The organism is Flavobacterium sp. N502540 (genome assembly GCF_025947365.1).
In the GTDB taxonomy this organism is placed as follows: domain Bacteria; phylum Bacteroidota; class Bacteroidia; order Flavobacteriales; family Flavobacteriaceae; genus Flavobacterium.
In genome coordinates this window covers 1,983,135-2,002,269 of the sequence record NZ_CP110012.1, presented here as the reverse complement: position 1 = coordinate 2,002,269, position 19,135 = coordinate 1,983,135, and the positions used below count along the sequence as shown (strand labels likewise).

Genomic DNA, 19,135 nt, shown 5'->3' with positions numbered 1-19,135 from the left:
TTTTCAGTCACAGTACACAGTCGCAGTTTTCAGTTTTCAGTTTAAATTTTACAATTCACAATTCACAAAGTTTCAATCATCAATCATCAATCAAAAAATAGAATTAACAACCACTAAAATTTCAAAACTTATGATAACAATTCAAAACCTAACCAAAGTTTTCAGAACGGAAGAAGTAGAAACAGCAGCTTTAAGCGGGATTTCTTTAGCGATTAAAAAAGGGGATTTTTTAACCATTATGGGACCTTCAGGCTGTGGAAAATCGACTTTACTTAATATCATAGGTCTTCTGGACAGCGCTTCAGGCGGAAGTTACAAGTTATTGGATCAGGAAATGATTGGTTTAAAAGAGAAAGGGAGAGCAAATGTACGCAAAGAAAACATTGGCTTTATTTTCCAGAACTTTAACCTGATCGACGAACTTTCGGTTTACGACAATATTGAATTGCCTTTGATCTACAACAATGTAAAAGCATCTGAGAGAAAACAAAAAATCGAAGCTATTGCTGAGAAACTGAATATCTCTCACCGCCTTAAACATTTCCCACAACAACTTTCGGGGGGACAACAGCAAAGGGTTGCCGTTGCAAGAGCTTTGGTAAACGATCCTAAAATTATTCTGGCCGATGAACCGACCGGAAATTTAGATAGTAAAAACGGTAATGAGGTAATGGAACTCTTAACCGATTTACATGCTAAAGGAGCTACCATTTTAATGGTTACCCACTCTGATTATGATGCTTCGTTCTCGCAAAGAACGATCCATATGAAGGATGGTGTGGTATTCTCTGAAAAATTCAATCAACGAAATGTTGATGTTTTTATGGACGCTAAATAAATATCAAAATGATCAAATTTGTTGTAACCGTAATCCTAATCCTAATCGGATTTATCTGCAAAGTAATGATTATAGAAATTAAAAATACGGTTTCGGCTTCGGCCTTAACTGAGCTAATTCTAAAAAGATAAACAATGATTTCTAACTGGTTTAAAATATTTATCTATCATTTGAAACAAAACAAATTGTTTTCGTTTTTAAATATCCTGGGATTAAGCATTGGGATCGCGGGAGTGATTTTCGCCATTCTATATTGGAATAACGAAAATGCCTACGATCAATGGAATCCCGAAAAAGAGAACGTTTATCAGGTTTTTAATAAAATTGGAGCAACGGGAGACATTTGGGCCTCGAGCAGTATCCCTTTCGGAAGAACCTGCAGCGCTACCATTCCGGAAATCGAATCAATCTGTTTTTTCAATTCCTGGTATGGCAATGATATGATCAAATATCAGGGACAAAAATTCTTCCATAAAAAGATTACTGTTTCGGATAATGGTTTTTTTGACATGTTTCCGCTGCCTATCATAAAGGGAGCTAAAACCAATATCCTGAAAGAAAAAAATAGTGTGGCGATATCAGAGGAAACTGCAAAGTTACTTTTTAAGAATGCAGATCCTATTGGTAAATCCATCACTTATTATGATATAAATTATACCGTAAAATCGGTCTACAAAATCATAAGCCCTTCCGCTTTTGAACCTAATTATGTTTTTAGCGGAGTTACCCGTGGAGGCGACGAGCAAAGTTGGGGTAACTTTAATTACGGTTTAATGATTAAAGTTAAAAAAGGAACTGATATTGCAACTGTTTTAAAGAAAATGCAAAATGTAGATTACGTTAACCGAACTTTGAAAGATGCAAAAGAGAGCGGACAAACTCCGGAACAGTATTTAAAAGAAAATGGACAGACAACTGTAATATTAGATAAATTAAGCGATACCCGTCTGCACGGTACAAAATCGTCACAAGGATCAAATCTTCCGGAGGGAAAAGGTAATTTGCAATTGCTTTATATCATGGTTGGTCTTTCTATTTTGATTCTGATTCTTTCACTGGTAAACTACATCAATTTAGCAACGGCTTCGGCAATAAAACGTGCTAAAGAAGTTGGCGTTCGTAAAATTGTAGGAGCTACTAAAAAGCAAATTATTCTTCAGTTTATTTTCGAGACAGCTATAATAGTAGTTTTGGCAATTCTTTTTGCCCTTGCAATTGTAGAGCTTTCACTACCCTACTATAATACTTTCCTGAAAAAATCTTTGACTATGAATGGCAGCGAATTTTACCTGCAGCTTATTTTTATGTTCGGATTAGTAATCGTTCTTGCAGGCATTTTTCCTGCCATTTATATCTCGAATTTTGAAACGCTAAAAGTTTTGAAAGGAAACTTCTCGAGAAGTAAAAGCGGCACCTGGATTCGAAATTCAATGCTTATTTTTCAATTTGGTATTGCTGCTTTTTTCATCATAGGTGCTTTAATTGTAAATTCTCAGGTGAGTTATATGATGAATAAAGACCTTGGTTTTAGCGGAGATCAGGTTATTAAAATTCCTTTTAATTATCAGGAACGTGACAAAAAATTACTCAAGTATCAAACCACCAGACAGGAACTTTTAAAAATGTCAGGTATTGTAGATGTATCCACCTTTGCGGGTTCTTTTGGAAATAGTACTAATTCCAGTTCAGGATTTACCCACAACAGTATTTTTGTACAGCCCCGAAATGTCGAAATGGATTTTGGTTTTCTGGATATGATGAAAATCAAAATTGTTCAGGGAAGAGACTTATCTCCGAAATTTGCTTCAGATACCATAGACAACTGGCTGGTCAACGAAACTCTCGTTAAAACATTAGGCCTTAAAAAACCTATCAATACAGTAGTAACATCAGGTTGGGGAAATGAAAAGGGCAATATAAAATTTAAAATTGTTGGTGTTGTAAAAGATTTTCATATCACAGGTTTACAGGACAAAGTACCCCCAATGGTTTTTATCAATCTTAAAACTCTAAAGTGGAATAATTTTGACAATATTTATGTAAAAGTTTCCCCAAATAACTTAACCGAAACATTATCAAAACTAGACAAATTCTGGACAAAAAACATCAATCAGGATTATCCTTTTGAATATGAATTTGTCAATAAAGGTTTTGCCAAAACGTATCAGGAACAGGTAAAACAGAAAAATCTGTTTTTCATTCTAAATCTTGTGGTAATCATTATCGCCATTTTCGGATTGTTTGCTTTGGCTTCTTTTTCAATGGAGCGAAGACTAAAAGAAATTGCAATTAGAAAAACATTAGGAGCAGAAACAAATCTCTTACTGAAAGAACTGTCAAAACAGTATGTGATCTTCTGCCTAACGGGATTTGTGATCGGAATTGTTCCAGCGTACTTTTTATTACAAAAATGGCTTGAAGATTTTGCTTTCCGCATCGAAATTTCATTTATCCCGTTTTGTGTTGCTTTACTCTCTTTATTGTTTCTAACCCTGCTGATTGTTCTAACCAAAGCCTATCAGGTGACTAAAATAGATGTTTTGAAATATTTAAAATACGAATAGTTTTTTTAGTTTTCAGGTCTCAGTTACATTTCACATTTCACAAAACACACCCCAATCATCAACAACCAATCAAAAAACATTTCTTCACCAACAACTTGCTCCTTAAAAATATGATAACTATTGAAAATTTAACCAAAGTTTTTAGAACAGAAGAAGTAGAAACAGCGGCTTTAAGCGGAATTAATTTAACCATTAAAAAAGGAGATTTTTTAACTATTATGGGACCTTCGGGCTGCGGAAAGTCGACTTTATTAAATATAGTAGGATTGCTGGACAGTGCCTCTAAGGGAAGTTATAAATTATTAGATCAGGAAATGATTGGCTTAAAAGAGAAAGGAAGAGCAAATGTACGCAAAGAAAACATTGGTTTTATTTTTCAGAATTTTAACCTGATCGACGAACTTTCGGTTTATGACAATATCGAATTGCCTTTGATCTACAACAATGTAAAGGCATCTGAAAGAAAACAAAAAATCGAAGCTATTGCTGAGAAACTGAATATCTCTCACCGCCTTAAACATTTCCCACAACAACTTTCGGGAGGACAACAGCAAAGAGTTGCCGTTGCAAGAGCTTTGGTAAACGATCCTAAAATTATTCTGGCTGATGAGCCAACCGGAAATTTAGATAGTAAAAATGGTAATGAAGTAATGGAACTCTTAACCGATTTACATGCTAAAGGAGCTACCATTTTGATGGTTACCCACTCTGATTATGACGCTTCGTTTTCGCAAAGAACGATCCATATGAAAGATGGTGTAGTATTCTCTGAAAAATTCAATCAACGAAATGTTGATGTTTTTATGGACGCTAAATAAAAGTAAAATGATCAAATTCATCGTAAGTGCAATCATAATCCTGATGGGGTTTGTTTGTAAAATACTATCCGGCCTATAATGCCTTGCAGATTATAAAACCTGTAAAACTATTCCAAAACCAACTGTAACAACTATAAAAAATAAAACATGATTTTTAACTGGTTTAAGATTTTTATATATCATTTGAAACAAAACAAGCTGTTTTCGTTTTTAAATATCCTGGGATTAAGTATTGGAATCGCGGGAATGATTTTCGCCATTCTATATTGGAATAACGAAAATGCCTACGACCAATGGAATCCTAAAAAAGATAATGTCTATCAGGTTTTCAATAGAATTGGAGAGAATGGGGATATTTGGTCCTACAACAATATTCCTTTTGGAAGAACCTGTAAAGCCACCATTCCGGAAATCGAATCAATCTGTTTTTTTAATTCCTGGTATAATAATGATATGATCAAATACCAAGGACAAAAATTCTTTCACAAAAAGATTGCGATTTCCGACAATGGTTTTTTTGACATGTTTCCGCTGCCGATCGTAAAAGGAGCCAAAATCAATATCCTGAAAGAGAAAAACAGTGTTGCAATATCAGAAGAAACAGCAAAACTGCTTTTTAAGAATCAGGATCCAATTGGCAAATCCATTACTTATAATTATAAAGATTACACTGTAAAATCTGTTTATAAAAACATAGCCCCTTCCGCTTTTGAACCTAACTACGTTTTCAGTGGAATTGCCCGTGAAAACGACGAACAAAGTTGGGGTAACTTTAATTATGCATTAATGATTAAAGTAAAAAAAGGAGCCGATATCGCTGCTGTTGTAAAGAAAATGCAAAACATAAATTACGTTAACCGGACTTTGAAAGATGCCAAAGCCAACGGACTGACTCCGGAACAGTATATTAAAGAAAATGGCGAGATCATAGTGATGTTGGACAAATTAAGTGGTGCTCGTCTACACGGCATAAAATCTGCACAAGGCGCCAGTTTTCCTGAGGGAAAGGGAGATCTGCAATTGCTTTATATTATGGTAGGTCTGTCTATTCTGATTCTGATTCTTTCTTTAGTCAATTACATTAATTTAGCAACAGCATCGGCAATAAAACGTGCTAAAGAAGTGGGTGTTCGCAAAATTGTGGGAGCTACTAAAAAGCAAATTATTCTTCAGTTTATTTTCGAGACAGCTATAATAGTGGTTCTGGCTATTCTTTTTGCTCTGGCAATTGTAGAGCTTTCACTACCCTACTATAATACTTTCCTGAAAAAATCTTTGACTATGAATGGCAGCGAATTTTACCTGCAGCTTATTTTTATGTTCGGATTAGTAATCGTTCTTGCAGGCATTTTTCCTGCCATTTATATCTCGAATTTTGAAACGCTAAAAGTTTTGAAAGGAAACTTCTCGAGAAGTAAAAGCGGCATCTGGATTCGAAATTCGATGCTTATCTTCCAGTTTGGTATCGCTACTTTTTTCATCATAGGTGCTTTAATAGTGAATTCTCAGGTGAGTTATATGATGAACAAAGACCTCGGTTTTAGTGGAGATCAGGTTATCAAAATTCCTTTTAATTATCAGGAATACAAAACGAAATTATCCAAATATCAAACCACAAAACAAGAACTTTTAAAAATGTCCGGTGTTGTAGACGTATCCACCTTTGCCGGTTCTTTTGGAAATAGCACTTATTCCAGTTCAGGACTTACGCACAACGGTATTTCTCTACAATCCGGAAATGTCGAAATGGATTTTGGTTTTCTGGATATGATGAAAATCAAAATTGTTCAAGGACGTGATTTATCTCCAAAATTTGCTTCGGACACCATTGACAACTGGCTGGTAAACGAAACTCTTGTTAAAACATTAGGCCTTAAAAAACCACTTAATACGGTTATAACATCTGGGTGGCAAAATGAAAAAGGAAATATGAAATTTAAAATCGTTGGTGTAGTAAAAGATTTCCACATCACAGGATTAAAGGATAAAGTTCCTCCACTGATTTTTATTAACCTTAAAACTTTAAAGTGGAATAATTTTGAAGAAATTTATGTAAAAGTTTCTCCCAATAATTTATCAGAAACCTTAGCAAAACTGGACAAATTCTGGACAAAGAATATCAATCAGGATTATCCTTTTGAATATGAATTTGTCAATAAAGGCTTTGCTAAAACGTATGAGGAACAGGTAAAACAGAAAAAATTGTTTTTCATTCTAAATCTTGTGGTCATCATCATCGCTATTTTTGGATTGTTTGCTTTGGCTTCTTTTTCAATGGAACGAAGACTGAAAGAAATTGCCATTAGAAAAACATTGGGCGCTGAAACAGATGCTTTATTAAAAGAACTATCCAAGCAATATGTTGGTTTCTGTTTACTTGGATTTGTGATTGGTATTATTCCGGCATACATTTTGCTACAAAAATGGCTGGAAAACTTTGCCTTCCGAATTGGAGTTTCGGTAATTCCATTCAGTATTGCTCTGGCTTCCCTGTTAGGTTTAACGCTTATCATCGTTTTAGCAAAAGCTTATCAGGTAACGAAGATTGATATCTTAAAATATTTAAAATACGAATAATACCGATTGTATATTCAATATAGTCCAATTGCATTGTACTATTTTCATATTACATCGGCATTATATCAGAAAACATTAGACTAAAATGTAAGTAAATTTGATATAAACTTGTAGACCATTTTTTTTAAGAAACCCGCCAAATCATATTGATCTGGCGGGTTTCCTTTTTTATTTCGAAACAACTGAATAGGAATACAATAACTTATCCAGCTGTTTATCTCTGTCGTAAACATCAGGGTAAAAACCAATCTCCCCGTCATCAGTTACCCAGGCGGTAAAATATCCGATATAAATTGGAATTTTGGTTTTCAGCATACAAGTCGTTTCTTTTTCGCCACTCATCGCTTTATCGATTTTATCTACCGGCCAGTCGGGATTGTCTTTCAAAATAGCCAAAGCCAATGGTTTTGCCTCTTTAACATTAATACAGCCATGGCTGAAAATACGTTTTTCAAAATCAAACAAACTTTTTGCAGGCGTATCGTGCAGGTAAATGTCATTTGGATTTGGAAACATGAATTTAACTAATCCTAAAGAATTTTTAGGTCCCGGTTTTTGTCTTACATTCCCTCCGTTCCATTCCATATTATGATCGGCCAGATAGTTTTTATCTTCTGCCATTTTCAGTTTCAGCTCATTTTTGATGATACTCTGCGGAACATACCAATACGGACTAAATACAATTCGATCCATATTACCACTAAAAATTACAGTCTCGGTCATACGGGTTCCCACAAAGACATCCGAAACAAGTTCATATTTCCCATCTTTAACATAAATCAGCCTGAAGGACGGAATGTTAACCATTATGTATTCGCTGGCCTTTGCTAATGAGGCGGGTATCCATCGACAGCGTTCCATATTCAGCATGATCGTTTTGATACGATTACCAATGGGTTCATTCATCTGATTGATATGATCACGGGTTAAGGTATAGTTCAGTTTCAGTCCGTACCTTTTTTTATACTTTAAAACTCCGGCCATCATCTCCTCATCATATACATCTCTTTTAGAATCTTGCGCCAAGTCTCCCACCACAAACAATCGCTGTCTGATTTGTTTGATGGCAACACCACTATCAAAAGGCTTTAGGTCTTTATAATTTATGCTGTCAATATCAATTTTTGTCCATTGCTTGTTTTTCTCGATGTTTCTGTATCTTTTCAATACCGATTTAAGTTTGTAGTACTGACCAAACAAAAGATTCTCATCTTTATTCAATCGGTCAGGATCAACCATAAGCGAATCTAATATTTTAGAATACGAAATAGTTTTTGCAGGAAGAAACCATCCTATTTTCTTTAATGTTGCCGGATCAACTCCTGAGTAAACGTTGCTTGCGTAAAACACATACATATTAGACAACAACAGTTCTGTGTCAATTTGAGGAAGATCGTTTGTTACGTTCTCGTTAAAAACATCATCTACCAGATTCATATAAGGCATTGTAGCCTTTATTCCCTGCTCATTGAGCAAGCGTACTTTCTGATACAGCAGTGCACCAAATTCGCTCACGCTTTTCTCATCGTACCAAATCATTTTATACTCCTTTTTTTTATACAGGTCTAAAACGTCATTTTGGTATTTTTTTAAATTGGGATATTTTTTGTAAAACTGACTGATTGCTGCCGCATCAACAGCCATTCTAAAAAGATATCTATTTGATGCAGAAACATTGTCAAACGCTTTGAATTTGTATCTTACATCGCTCTCTTTAGCGGAAGATCCGAAAGAAAGCAGCAAAAAACTAACAGCAATAATTACAGATGAAGAAGTAAAATTTCGCATATTTTTCAGATTTAAATTTTAAGATTAAATTCTATTCAGAAAATACCGAAAACCTATAATTGTCCCCCAAAGACAAATTCTCGTATATTTTTCAGAATATTTGGAAATCGCAAATTTAGGGTACTCAAATATAGCTAAGATTATTGATATTTTAACGATCATATTCTTAAATTTTATCTGTTTACCTGTTATGTTTTCCCCGTTTTTTTATTTCTAAATAAAACGCGATCTCTCGTTTTTTAGATTCCGTAATCAAAAACAAGGTATAAGAATCATTTTGAGCAATCTCAATATCAATAAATACAATTTAAAAAGGGTTTGAATCCGAACATAATCTGTTATCTTTGCAGTCTGAAATCAGTTTAAATAAATACAATACTTTAAATCGATTTCGATCAATCGAAAATAGCCCATTAAAATGAAATTAGACAGAAAAGAAATTCTTAAAGCTCTAGAAACAATTACTATAGCGGGAGAAGGAAAAAATATGGTTGAAAGCGGCGCTGTTGCCAATGTCATTACTTTTGGTGATGAAGTTGTGGTAGACTTAGTGTTGCATACACCAGCAATGCACATCAAAAAAAGAGCGGAAGACGATATCAAAAAAACAATCCATGAATTGGTATCTCCAGAAGCAAAAATTAAAGTAAATATTAAAGTAGAAACTCCGGAGAAAAACGAAATTAAAGGTCGCGCTATTCCTGGAATCAAAAATATTATTGCTGTTGCTTCCGGTAAGGGAGGAGTTGGAAAATCGACTGTTACTGCAAATCTTGCTGTAACGCTTGCTAAAATGGGCTTTTCAGTTGGTGTTCTTGATGCCGATATCTACGGACCATCGATGCCAATTATGTTTGACGTTGAAAACGAAAAACCGGTTTCGATTACTGTTGACGGAAAATCAAAAATGAAACCTATCGAAAGCTATGAAATTAAAATACTTTCTATCGGTTTCTTTACAGCGCCAAGTCAGGCTGTAATTTGGAGAGGTCCAATGGCTGCAAAAGCACTGAATCAAATGATTTTTGATGCTGATTGGGGAGAATTAGATTTTATGTTAATCGACTTACCTCCGGGAACAGGAGATATTCATCTTTCGATCATGCAATCGCTGCCAATTACAGGAGCTGTAGTAGTAAGTACTCCTCAGGCTGTAGCTTTGGCTGATGCTAAAAAAGGAGTGGCGATGTTCATGCAGGACAACATTAACGTACCTGTTTTGGGAATTATAGAAAATATGGCTTATTTTACACCCGAAGAATTACCTGACAATAAATATTATATCTTTGGACAAGAAGGAGCAAAAAATCTTGCCGAAGACTTAAACGTTCCTTTTTTAGGAGAAGTTCCAATTGTACAATCTATTCGTGAAGCTGGTGATTACGGTCGTCCGGCTGCTTTACAAACTGCTTCGGTAATCGAAACCGTTTTTGAAGAAATTACACGCAATGTTGTACAGGAAACTGTAAACAGAAACCATAGTTTACCTGCAACTGAAGCCATAAAAATTACGACTATGGCGGGATGTTCAGCAGTTAAAAAAAATTAATATAAATAAGATAATGAGATAATTTGAAAATGAGATAATGAATGATTTTGATAATTATCTCATTTTCTAATTGACTAATTTTCTAATTGATAAAATTATGACAACAGAAGAATTAACAAGCAACGTATTATTAGCTCTTGACGAAATCAGACCTTTTTTAAATTCTGATGGAGGAGACATCACGCTTATTTCTATAGAAGACGACAAACACGTTAAAGTGCGTCTTGAAGGAGCATGTATTAGCTGTAGTGTAAATCAAATGACGCTAAAAGCAGGAGTTGAGACCACTATAAAAAAATATGCGCCACAAATAGAAACGGTGGTTAATATCATGTAATAAAAAAGGCTATTTTTCTCAGCAATTCGATTTTATCGATTTAACAAGAATATTAGCTCTTTATATTGTTTGATTTGTAATTTCGCAAAAAAACAGTACTAAATAAATGAGTTGTTGCGTTTTTAGCAAAATATAATACAAATATTTAAGAGTTTTAGTTAAGGAATTGTCACTTATTTAATTAAATTTGTCACATAACCCTTAAATCTTAAATTTTATGAAGAAGCTTTACACTCTGTTTTTATTATTATTTTGTGTTGCTGTAAATTATGCGCAACAAACCACTCAAACGTTAGTCGTTGACAAGGCTTGGTTAAATGAATCAGAAGAATGGTCAGATTTTAAATACTCCGGTCAGATTGTATTCTCAACTAATGCCAACGAAGAAGAAGGAAGCCTGAGAATTGGAAACTATGATTTTCTATTCGACATTTGTGGCGGGAAAGCAAAGTTTGCCAATAAAGCGACTTATAGTGTTGCACAATTCTCTCACCCAAGAAAAGTATCCGTTTCCACAGACAAACAGGGAGTGGTGAATTCAACTTATGAAGGGACTTTGGTTTTTCAATCTGATAAAGATTATTATTCTGTAATTGCTATAGTAACAATATTAGAGAAAAACGGAAATACTCTTGGTGTAAAAATGCACCTAAAAGAAGGTAACAAAAAAGAATACGCATTTAGTATCAAAAACAGTTAATATAATTTAAGGATTTTTTCACGTTATAAAATCCGAACCAGTAAAATTCCACTAATTAAAATGGATGTATTAATAAAGATTAAAGATCGAGAAGGAGTTATACACGAATTACAAGCTCCGACTGATATGGCAATGAACATAATGGAGTTATGCAAAGCATACGAACTTCCTGTTGAAGGAACTTGCGGAGGAATGGCGATGTGTGCCTCTTGCCAGTGTTACGTTCTAAATGATGTTGCATTACCGGAAATGGGAGATGAAGAAGAGGCTATGCTTTCGGAAGCGTTTTATGTTAAATCTAATAGCCGTTTAGGTTGTCAGATCCCTATTACAGAAGAATTAGAAGGCCTGGAATTAGAACTGGCCCCGGAATATTAAATACAAAAAAGCGAGAACTAAAAAATTCTCGCTTTTTTTGGTTGTCATACAAACTAATCGACAGGCTTACTTAATCAGAGTCTGCATGTAGTCTATGCTGTCCACAGTTTACACATTGAAATAAGTAACCGACCAGGCTTCCGTCAGTTGTTAAGTACTTACGAATAAGCTCTGGATCATAACCAATATTTACCTCAATATCTTCTTTAAGCTCATCTAAAAACGGTTCGATAATTTTATTGTTTGCATAACCAATAAAAGCACACGGCTCATTACAATGCGTTAGCCATACTTCTTGTTGCCAGCTTACGTAGCTGGGCGTTCTTTCGCATACTTCCAATAAGTGCTTCTCAGAAATATTGATTTTACTTTGAATTGAAGGATCTGGAGATACATTCTCAATACCGCTATAATCATTAAACTCTCCATTATACTTTTTTGATACACTCCCATCATTAATACACCATGGACAAATATATTCTGGTTCTTCAATGCTATAAAAAGAACCTGTATATTTTAAGTTTCTTTTTACACTACAAATTGAACAAATTCCTTCTTCTTCAGTAAAAACATCTATTTCGTATGCATTAGGACTATATTTAAACCTAGGTAATTCCATAATTATAAAAGCTTTTTTTATTAATTATTCCGTAATTTCTCCTGGATTAAATGGTTCAAAATTTCTTTCAGAAAATGCTTCTGTCAGGATTCCCGACGAACACAGCCAGGTTATCGCTTCTTCAAGTGTAGTCCCTGCTTTATAGATCATTTCACTATATCTTGGCAGAACAAAGTATTCGTTTTTTAAAAGAACAATCTCATCGCCGTCGTACGTATCCCCTATTCTTACTGAATTCAAAACTTCCTCTTTCGTAAGCACATCCTTTCCTTCATCCCAAAACCAATATTCCGTTATGCGATTCCTCCACTCATCGAGCGTCAGCATTATGGTTTCAGGAAGATAAATCCGTACGTAGGTTCCTCCAAGGATTCCACTTCCGAATTCTGAAACATAGGCTTTGTAGTCTTCATCAAAAAGAATGTTTAGCGTTTTCTCACAAGCCAGGATCTCTTCTTCATCTGCTACAAACAAATCCGTTTTATGAGTATTGTAATTGGCTATTATTTTATAATTATCGAAATTCATATCATTGATTTTTACAACAGCTAATTTATGATTTTTAAGTTTATGCATCAAAAAAACCGCAACTGCATTGCTGCAATTACGGCTTTCTCTCTATAACAATTTAATTTAATCTCTGTTTATACCAAACCTGCCGCGATTAAATACTCAGCGATTTGAATGGTATTTGTTGCAGCTCCTTTTCTCAGGTTATCGGCAACAATCCATAGGTTTAAAGTATTTGGCTGGCTTTCGTCACGACGAATTCTACCTACAAAAACGTCATTTTTACCTTCTGCAAACAATGGCATTGGATAAGTAAAGGTATCTAAGTTATCCTGAACTACTACTCCATCTGTATGGTGTAAAATTTCACGTACTTCATTTACATCAAAATCATTCGTAAACTCAACGTTTACTGCCTCACTGTGTCCGCCAACAACCGGTACACGAACTGCTGTAGCCGTTACTCTAATCGTATTATCACCCAGAATCTTTTGAGTCTCACGAACTAATTTCATTTCTTCTTTAGTGTATCCGTTTTCTTCAAAACTGTCGCAATGTGGAATGGCATTTCTGTGAATTGGATATTTATAAGCCAATTCACCCTGAACTCCGGCGTACTCATTTTCTAACTGTCTTACCGCTTTTACACCCGTTCCGGTGATCGATTGATACGTAGAAACTATAATTCTCTTAATGTTGTATTTTCTGTGCAATGGAGCCAAAGTCAACACCATTTGAATAGTGGAACAGTTTGGGTTTGCGATAATTTTATCTTCTTTGGTTAAAGTCGAAGCGTTGATTTCAGGAACCACTAATTTCTTAGTCGGATCCATTCTCCATGCTGATGAATTGTCAATAACAGTTGTACCGGCTGCAGCAAATTTTGGAGCCCATTCCAGCGAAGTTTCACCTCCTGCCGAAAAAACAGCAATATCAGCTTTCATATCCACTGCTGTCTGCAGTCCTACCACTTTGTATTTTGTTCCTTTATATTCAATTTCTTTTCCTACTGATTTCTCAGAAGCTACCGGAATTAACTCTGTAACGGGAAAATTTCTTTCTGCTAAAACTTTAAGCATTACTTCGCCAACCATACCAGTGGCACCTACGACTGCTATTCTCATTTTTATATGTTTAGTATGAATTAATTTATTTTGTTATGCAAAAGTATACATAATAAAAGTCAAAACAACGCCCTTCACAAAAAATAACAAAATGTTACAAAACAAACAAAAAGTAAAAAAACCGCCCCAGTTAAGGAACGGTTTAGTTAGACTTAGTGTAGCGGAATTATTTTTTAAGCAAATCTCTAATTTGCGTAAGTAGCTCTTCTTGAGTTGGTCCGACAGGTGCTGCCTCGACTACTGTTTCTTTTTTCTTTGCTTTATCTGCAGCTCTTAATACCACAAATACAAAAAACGATATAATTACAAAATTAATGATTGCCTGAACCAAATTTCCATAGGTAATTACTGCGGCTCCGGCGGCTTTAGCAGCGGCTAAATTTGGATAACTATTACCATCGAGTGTAACAAACTTTTGAGTAAAATCAATTCCTCCTGTAAGTAAACCAACAACTGGCATAATAATATCGTCCACAGCAGAACCCACTATTTTTCCAAATGCACCACCAATAACAACTGCTGTTGCTAAACTCAACACATCACCTTTCAGCAAAGAAGCTTTAAAATCTGCAAAAAATCCCATAATCGATTATTTTAGTTTATACTTAATTGATTTTCGAAAATACGTAATTTTATTGACAATTTGTTAAAATTATCTAAAAAACACTCTTTTTACCCGCTGTGATATGCTGGTCATAATTTCATACGGTATTGTTTTTAAAGCAGTTGCCATTTCTATAACCGTTGGACTTTCTCCAAAAACAATTACCGAGTCACCTTCTTTACAATCGATATCGGTGACATCGACCATGAGCATGTCCATACAAACACTCCCTAAAATGAACGCTTTTTGGTCCTTAATCACCACATACCCAACTTTATTTCCCCATAAGCGCGAAATTCCATCTGCATATCCAATAGGTATGGTGGCAACTCTGGTTTCTTTATCTGCCATAAAACGACGTCCGTAACCAACACTGTCTCCCTCCGGAATTGTTCGTACCTGAGAGATAATTGATTTCAGAGTACCTACATTTTCCAGATATTTTTGCTCAGCAGGATCGTTTGAAACTCCATATAAACCAATTCCTAAACGTACCATGTTGTATTGTGCGTCCGGAAAATTACTTATTCCGGAAGTATTGAGAATATGACGAATCGGATTAATATCCAGAGCCGTAATCAATTTTAAGGACAGATTTTCAAACAGACGAATCTGGGATCTCACAAAATCAAAATGCTTCACTTCGTCGCTTGTTGCCAAATGCGACAGCACACTTTTTACTTTTACGGTCGAATTTCCTCTGAGAGTTTCAATCAGTTCCTCCAGTGTATTTTCTTCAAAACCCAAACGATGCATTCCGGTATCCAGCTTGATGTGAATTGGAAAATCTTTAAGATTCTTTTCTCTTGCAATTTTTAAAAATGCTTTTAATCCTTTAATACTATAAATTTCGGGTTCTAAATGATACAGTATAATCGAAGGAAAACTGGTCGATTCCGGATTCAGAACCATAATTGGTAGTTTTATTCCACCATTTTTTAGAGAGATTCCTTCATCGGCAAAAGCCACACCCAAATAATCTACTTTGTGATGTTCAAGCAGTTTCGCAATTTCAAGTCCACCGTTTCCATAACCAAATGCTTTAACCATCACCATTAGCTTAACGTTAGTCGCTAATTTCGATTTATAGTAATTCAGATTGTGGCTAATCGAATTCAGATTGATCTCCAGAATCGTTTCATGCGTTTTTTCTTCGAGTAATGACACAATTTCTTCAAACTGAAACGATCTCGCTCCTTTGATTAAAATGGCTTCATTTTCGAAATTCAGACTCTCCATTTGCGTAATAAATTCAGCTGTATTTGGAAAAGTAATACAGTTTGAGAATTTAGCGGCAAAGGAAGAAATCGTTTCTCCTATCCCAATGACACGGTTTATTTTATTATCCTCAATTAACTGTGCTACTTTGGTATACAATTCTTCATTTGAAAATCCGCTTTGAAAAATATCCGACAAAATAACTGTTTTTGATGCGTTCTTTTTCTGCTGGCTTTCTAAAAAATCCAATGCTATCTTGAGTGACTGAAAGTCTGAACTGTAACTATCGTCAATGATGCTGCAATTGTTGATTCCATTTTTTACCTCCAGACGCATTTGCACGGGGTACAAATTCTGAAATCGATTCTGAATGGTTTCTGCATCGTACTTCATATACAGTAAAACCGACAGACAGGAGATCGCATTTTCTATGGAAGCGGAATCACTGAATGGAATTTCCAAGTCAAAAATTTCATTTTTATAACGGGCCTGAATACTGGTCGTTTCATCCTCATTAATATGCTTCACGACAAAAACATCTGCCGATTCATCAGTGAAACTCCATGAAAAAAGTACTCGTTCCGATAAAAAATAGTTCAGACTTAACTTTGCAAGACATACGTCTACAAGCTTGTTGTTCTGATAAATAATGACTGTTGAATTTTTAAAAAGCAATAACTTTTCGTCTATTTTCTCTTCCAGATTTTTAAATCCTTCATCATGTGCCGAACCGATACTGGTTAAAACTCCAATATTAGGTTTGATGATTCTTTCGAGTTTCACCATTTCATTAACCGTAGATATTCCGGCTTCGAAAATTCCCAGATTATGTTTTTCATTAATGGCAATTACAGATAACGGAACGCCAACCTGAGAGTTATAACTTTTAGGGCTTCGGATAATATTATAGTCCGGGCTCAACAAGAAATTAAGCCATTCCTTTACTATCGTTTTACCATTACTTCCGGTCAATCCGATAATTGGAAAATGAAACAAATCTCTATAATAGCCCGCAAATTCCTGTAAAGCTTGTAGTGTATTTTTGACCACCAAAAAATGAGCTTTTCCTTTTACATTCTCAGGAATATGCTGTACTACAAAATTCTGAACTCCTTTTTCTATCAATTCTGCAATATACAAATGAGCATCATTATTAATCCCTGACAGGGCAATAAACAAAGTTTTGGAACCGTTTTGTAGAGAACGGCTGTCGATCGAAATATGGTCAACAAAAACATCAGAATCTGAACCTGTCCATTCGGCATTGAGAACCGGGATAAGGCTTTTTACATTTATGCTCATTAAGATTTTCTTTTTGTCAAATTTAAAAAAAGGTTTACCATGAATTTCACAAATTTTCACTAATTCTTTGTGACATCTTTTGCCACAGATTAATAAAAAGTTTGTTGCGAATTACACGAATTTTAACTCCTGCTAATTCGCACGATTCGTAGCAAAAAAACATTATTTGTTTATATTTGCTTAACACCACTAAATACAACGTTTTGAAAAGAATCCTGCCTCTATTCTCCTATATCTTTCATCCGATTTTTATATCGATGTACGCCACCTTGTTTTATCTTTTCTTCAAGCATGATCTCTTTAGTACTCAGGAAAAATATTATGTGCTGCTTCAAATTCTGATCATCACCATTTTAGTACCCATACTGTTTTACCTTTTACTACGTTCGACGGGGCATGTGAATTCTATTATGATTCATGAAACTTCACAACGCAAAATCCCTCTGATTTTACAGTGCTTTTTGTATATTTTACTGGTAAAACGAAGCATCGTCATTAGCCGTTACCCTGAATTACATTTCTTTTTTCTGGGCGCTTTGTTTAGTACCATTTTGGCCTTGATTTGCTCCCTTTTTAAAATAAAAGCAAGCTTACACATGATGGCCCTTAGCGGATTCACCATTTTTGTAATTGGGCTGAACACACATCTTCAATTGCAAAATCCTTATTGGAGTGCTTTTCTGATTTTAATGACGGGAATTGTCGCTTCATCACGCTTAGAAATGGAAGCTCATTCTCCTAATGAGTTAGTAATCGGAACTTTTATTGGAATTTTACCGCAGTTATTATTTCTGTATTTATGGCTATAAAATGTAGAAAATTAATCCCGCATTCAGCGTTCTTACATTAATGTTTTGCCCTGAAACCGTTGTTACATTTTTAAACAAGGGGTTTAGTCCATAATTGAGGTAAAGATTCCAGGTGTTATAACCAACGGCCATGTATACGCTGTACTGAAGTCTGTTTATATCAGGATTGTTCGAAATTTTATGAGACTCTTCTCCGGTGTCTAAAAGAGACTTATTAGAAAAAACATAGCTTAGTTTAAATCCTCCATAAATTCTCCAGAATCTATAACTTTCGTAGGTCGAATTTCTCCAACGAAATTCTATCGGAAGATCAACCATATACTGTTTGTATCGGTTTGATTTAATATCATTGTAATCGGTTACTTCATAAGTCAACTTACCATCTGCACCTTTAGCAATAGTCAGGTTCTGGTTATAATTTTGATAACTCAAACCCAAACCCGTTGCAATGGCAACCGTTCTGCTTTTATTGATTGGCATATCACGCAGAAAACCGGTAGAAAGCCCGACAGAGAATTTATTTTGTTTAAGCCCTTGTGGAATCTGGGTCAGAAGATTATAGGTAACCGAAAAATAAAACTGATCTTCCCGATATAGTGAATCTATTCTAACAACAGGCTTCACTTCCGGTTTGACCTCCGGCTTTACTTCCTGGGCAAAAGAATTAAAAAACGATACTAAAAACAAACAGCTAAATAGTAGTCGCATATCGTATTTTGGTTTTAAAGAGTTTTTCAAGTAAACGTTTTTTAGGGTAGTTTTATTTCAATTACAAATATAATATAATGCCAGTTCAGGATACCATTTGAATGTAATTATTCGCTTTTCGATCCAAAAAAAACACCTTTTCTAAACTTTTTTCAATGAATCGTTAACAGAATCTAAAAAATAAATCTATTTTTCTTCTATCTTTTATACCTTTGTGTGTCATGAAAAGAAAACAGTTCATATTAAGTGTTTCTTTGGTTCTGATGATATTGTTCTCAATATTCTTTCAGTCCATACACAGTTATGAGCATATTGTAAAGCAGCTTTCAGAAAAACAATGCCACCACGATTACAATGATCCAAGTGGTGAAATAACGCACCAGCACCATAATTATGACTTATGTTATGTTTGTCATTTTGCTTTTGGTAGTTATATTGTTCCGGAAGAGATTGCGCTTCAGTTTCACCATTTCGATAACGAAATTCCGTACTTCTTTACTCTTTCAGAAAGATTATTTTCGTTTTCAGAGAGTGCCTATTTACTAAGGGGGCCTCCGCAGGCTATAGTTGCCTAAATTTCGAAATACACGAAATAAATTTAAACTCTTTCTAATCTAATTCTAAAAAATTGGTCAATTCCCCCATCCTGAAACTTTCAGGTTCGGCAAGTTGTACCGTTGATTTTAGTTTCA

18 protein-coding genes are annotated in these 19,135 nt (G+C 34.8%); 11 read left to right on the top strand and 7 right to left on the bottom strand.

Annotation, left to right across the window (positions count from 1 at the left end):
* The first annotated feature begins 130 nt into the window (after positions 1–130).
* The 5 genes from OLM58_RS08825 to OLM58_RS08805 all read left to right on the top strand — a co-directional run bounded on the left by OLM58_RS08825 (position 131) and on the right by OLM58_RS08805 (position 6,797).
* Entirely contained in the window at positions 131–838 is a 708-nt protein-coding gene (locus OLM58_RS08825; protein ID WP_264531996.1) for an ABC transporter ATP-binding protein, read from the top strand.
* A gap of 8 nt (positions 839–846) precedes the next feature.
* Positions 847–969: a hypothetical protein gene (locus tag OLM58_RS08820; RefSeq protein WP_264531995.1), complete on the top strand. Its 123-nt coding sequence runs from the start codon at positions 847–849 to the stop codon at positions 967–969.
* Positions 970–972: 3 nt separating this feature from the next.
* Complete coding sequence (locus OLM58_RS08815; protein WP_264531994.1) at positions 973–3,402, top strand: ABC transporter permease; 2,430 nt, start codon at positions 973–975, stop codon at positions 3,400–3,402.
* A gap of 110 nt (positions 3,403–3,512) precedes the next feature.
* Positions 3,513–4,220 (top strand): ABC transporter ATP-binding protein, encoded by a 708-nt coding sequence (locus OLM58_RS08810; protein WP_264531993.1) that lies wholly within the window; start codon positions 3,513–3,515, stop codon positions 4,218–4,220.
* Between the two features lie 147 nt (positions 4,221–4,367).
* Positions 4,368–6,797 carry an ABC transporter permease gene (locus tag OLM58_RS08805; protein ID WP_264531992.1) on the top strand — a complete coding sequence of 810 codons (2,430 nt, stop codon included), beginning with the start codon at positions 4,368–4,370 and terminating at the stop codon, positions 6,795–6,797.
* Between the two features lie 168 nt (positions 6,798–6,965).
* Here the strand turns inward: OLM58_RS08805 and OLM58_RS08800 are convergent, their stop codons facing one another.
* Positions 6,966–8,585 (bottom strand): L,D-transpeptidase family protein, encoded by a 1,620-nt coding sequence (locus tag OLM58_RS08800; protein ID WP_264531991.1) that lies wholly within the window; start codon positions 8,583–8,585, stop codon positions 6,966–6,968.
* 418 nt (positions 8,586–9,003) lie between these two features.
* Between OLM58_RS08800 and OLM58_RS08795 the strand changes: the two genes are divergently transcribed.
* The 4 genes from OLM58_RS08795 (at position 9,004) to OLM58_RS08780 (ending at position 11,549) form a co-directional block, all read left to right on the top strand.
* Positions 9,004–10,134 carry an Mrp/NBP35 family ATP-binding protein gene (locus tag OLM58_RS08795; protein WP_264531990.1) on the top strand — a complete coding sequence of 377 codons (1,131 nt, stop codon included), beginning with the start codon at positions 9,004–9,006 and terminating at the stop codon, positions 10,132–10,134.
* 97 nt (positions 10,135–10,231) lie between these two features.
* Positions 10,232–10,471, top strand: a complete 240-nt coding sequence (locus tag OLM58_RS08790) for a NifU family protein (protein WP_017494691.1) — start codon at positions 10,232–10,234, stop codon at positions 10,469–10,471.
* Positions 10,472–10,688: 217 nt separating this feature from the next.
* Entirely contained in the window at positions 10,689–11,171 is a 483-nt protein-coding gene (locus OLM58_RS08785) for a hypothetical protein (RefSeq protein ID WP_264531989.1), read from the top strand.
* Positions 11,172–11,231: 60 nt separating this feature from the next.
* Entirely contained in the window at positions 11,232–11,549 is a 318-nt protein-coding gene (locus tag OLM58_RS08780; RefSeq protein WP_012023404.1) for a 2Fe-2S iron-sulfur cluster-binding protein, read from the top strand.
* Positions 11,550–11,619: 70 nt separating this feature from the next.
* Here the strand turns inward: OLM58_RS08780 and OLM58_RS08775 are convergent, their stop codons facing one another.
* The 5 genes from OLM58_RS08775 to OLM58_RS08755 all read right to left on the bottom strand — a co-directional run bounded on the left by OLM58_RS08775 (position 11,620) and on the right by OLM58_RS08755 (position 16,926).
* On the bottom strand, positions 11,620–12,168 hold the full coding sequence (locus OLM58_RS08775; RefSeq protein ID WP_264531988.1) for a CbrC family protein: 549 nt from the start codon (positions 12,166–12,168) through the stop codon (positions 11,620–11,622).
* Between the two features lie 24 nt (positions 12,169–12,192).
* Entirely contained in the window at positions 12,193–12,696 is a 504-nt protein-coding gene (locus tag OLM58_RS08770; RefSeq protein ID WP_264531987.1) for an SMI1/KNR4 family protein, read from the bottom strand.
* A 116-nt stretch (positions 12,697–12,812) separates the two neighbouring features.
* Positions 12,813–13,802, bottom strand: coding sequence for an aspartate-semialdehyde dehydrogenase (locus OLM58_RS08765; protein ID WP_017494688.1), 990 nt, complete (start codon positions 13,800–13,802; stop codon positions 12,813–12,815).
* A 166-nt stretch (positions 13,803–13,968) separates the two neighbouring features.
* The gene (gene mscL, locus OLM58_RS08760) at positions 13,969–14,385 is read right to left on the bottom strand and encodes a large conductance mechanosensitive channel protein MscL (RefSeq protein ID WP_264531986.1); all 417 of its coding nucleotides are present in this window, start codon (positions 14,383–14,385) and stop codon (positions 13,969–13,971) included.
* Between the two features lie 69 nt (positions 14,386–14,454).
* Positions 14,455–16,926, bottom strand: a complete 2,472-nt coding sequence (locus tag OLM58_RS08755) for a bifunctional UDP-N-acetylmuramoyl-tripeptide:D-alanyl-D-alanine ligase/alanine racemase (RefSeq protein WP_264531985.1) — start codon at positions 16,924–16,926, stop codon at positions 14,455–14,457.
* 203 nt (positions 16,927–17,129) lie between these two features.
* Here OLM58_RS08755 and OLM58_RS08750 point away from each other — a divergent pair, with 203 nt between their 5' ends.
* Positions 17,130–17,735 carry a hypothetical protein gene (locus tag OLM58_RS08750; RefSeq protein ID WP_264531984.1) on the top strand — a complete coding sequence of 202 codons (606 nt, stop codon included), beginning with the start codon at positions 17,130–17,132 and terminating at the stop codon, positions 17,733–17,735.
* Here OLM58_RS08750 and OLM58_RS08745 read toward each other — a convergent pair.
* On the bottom strand, positions 17,730–18,473 hold the full coding sequence (locus tag OLM58_RS08745; protein ID WP_319802365.1) for a porin family protein: 744 nt from the start codon (positions 18,471–18,473) through the stop codon (positions 17,730–17,732). The genes OLM58_RS08750 and OLM58_RS08745 overlap by 6 nt on opposite strands.
* Before the next feature lie 191 nt (positions 18,474–18,664).
* On the opposite strand from OLM58_RS08745, the gene OLM58_RS08740 reads away from it, so the two are divergent.
* Positions 18,665–19,018 (top strand): hypothetical protein, encoded by a 354-nt coding sequence (locus OLM58_RS08740; protein WP_264531983.1) that lies wholly within the window; start codon positions 18,665–18,667, stop codon positions 19,016–19,018.
* Positions 19,019–19,135: the final 117 nt, after the last annotated feature.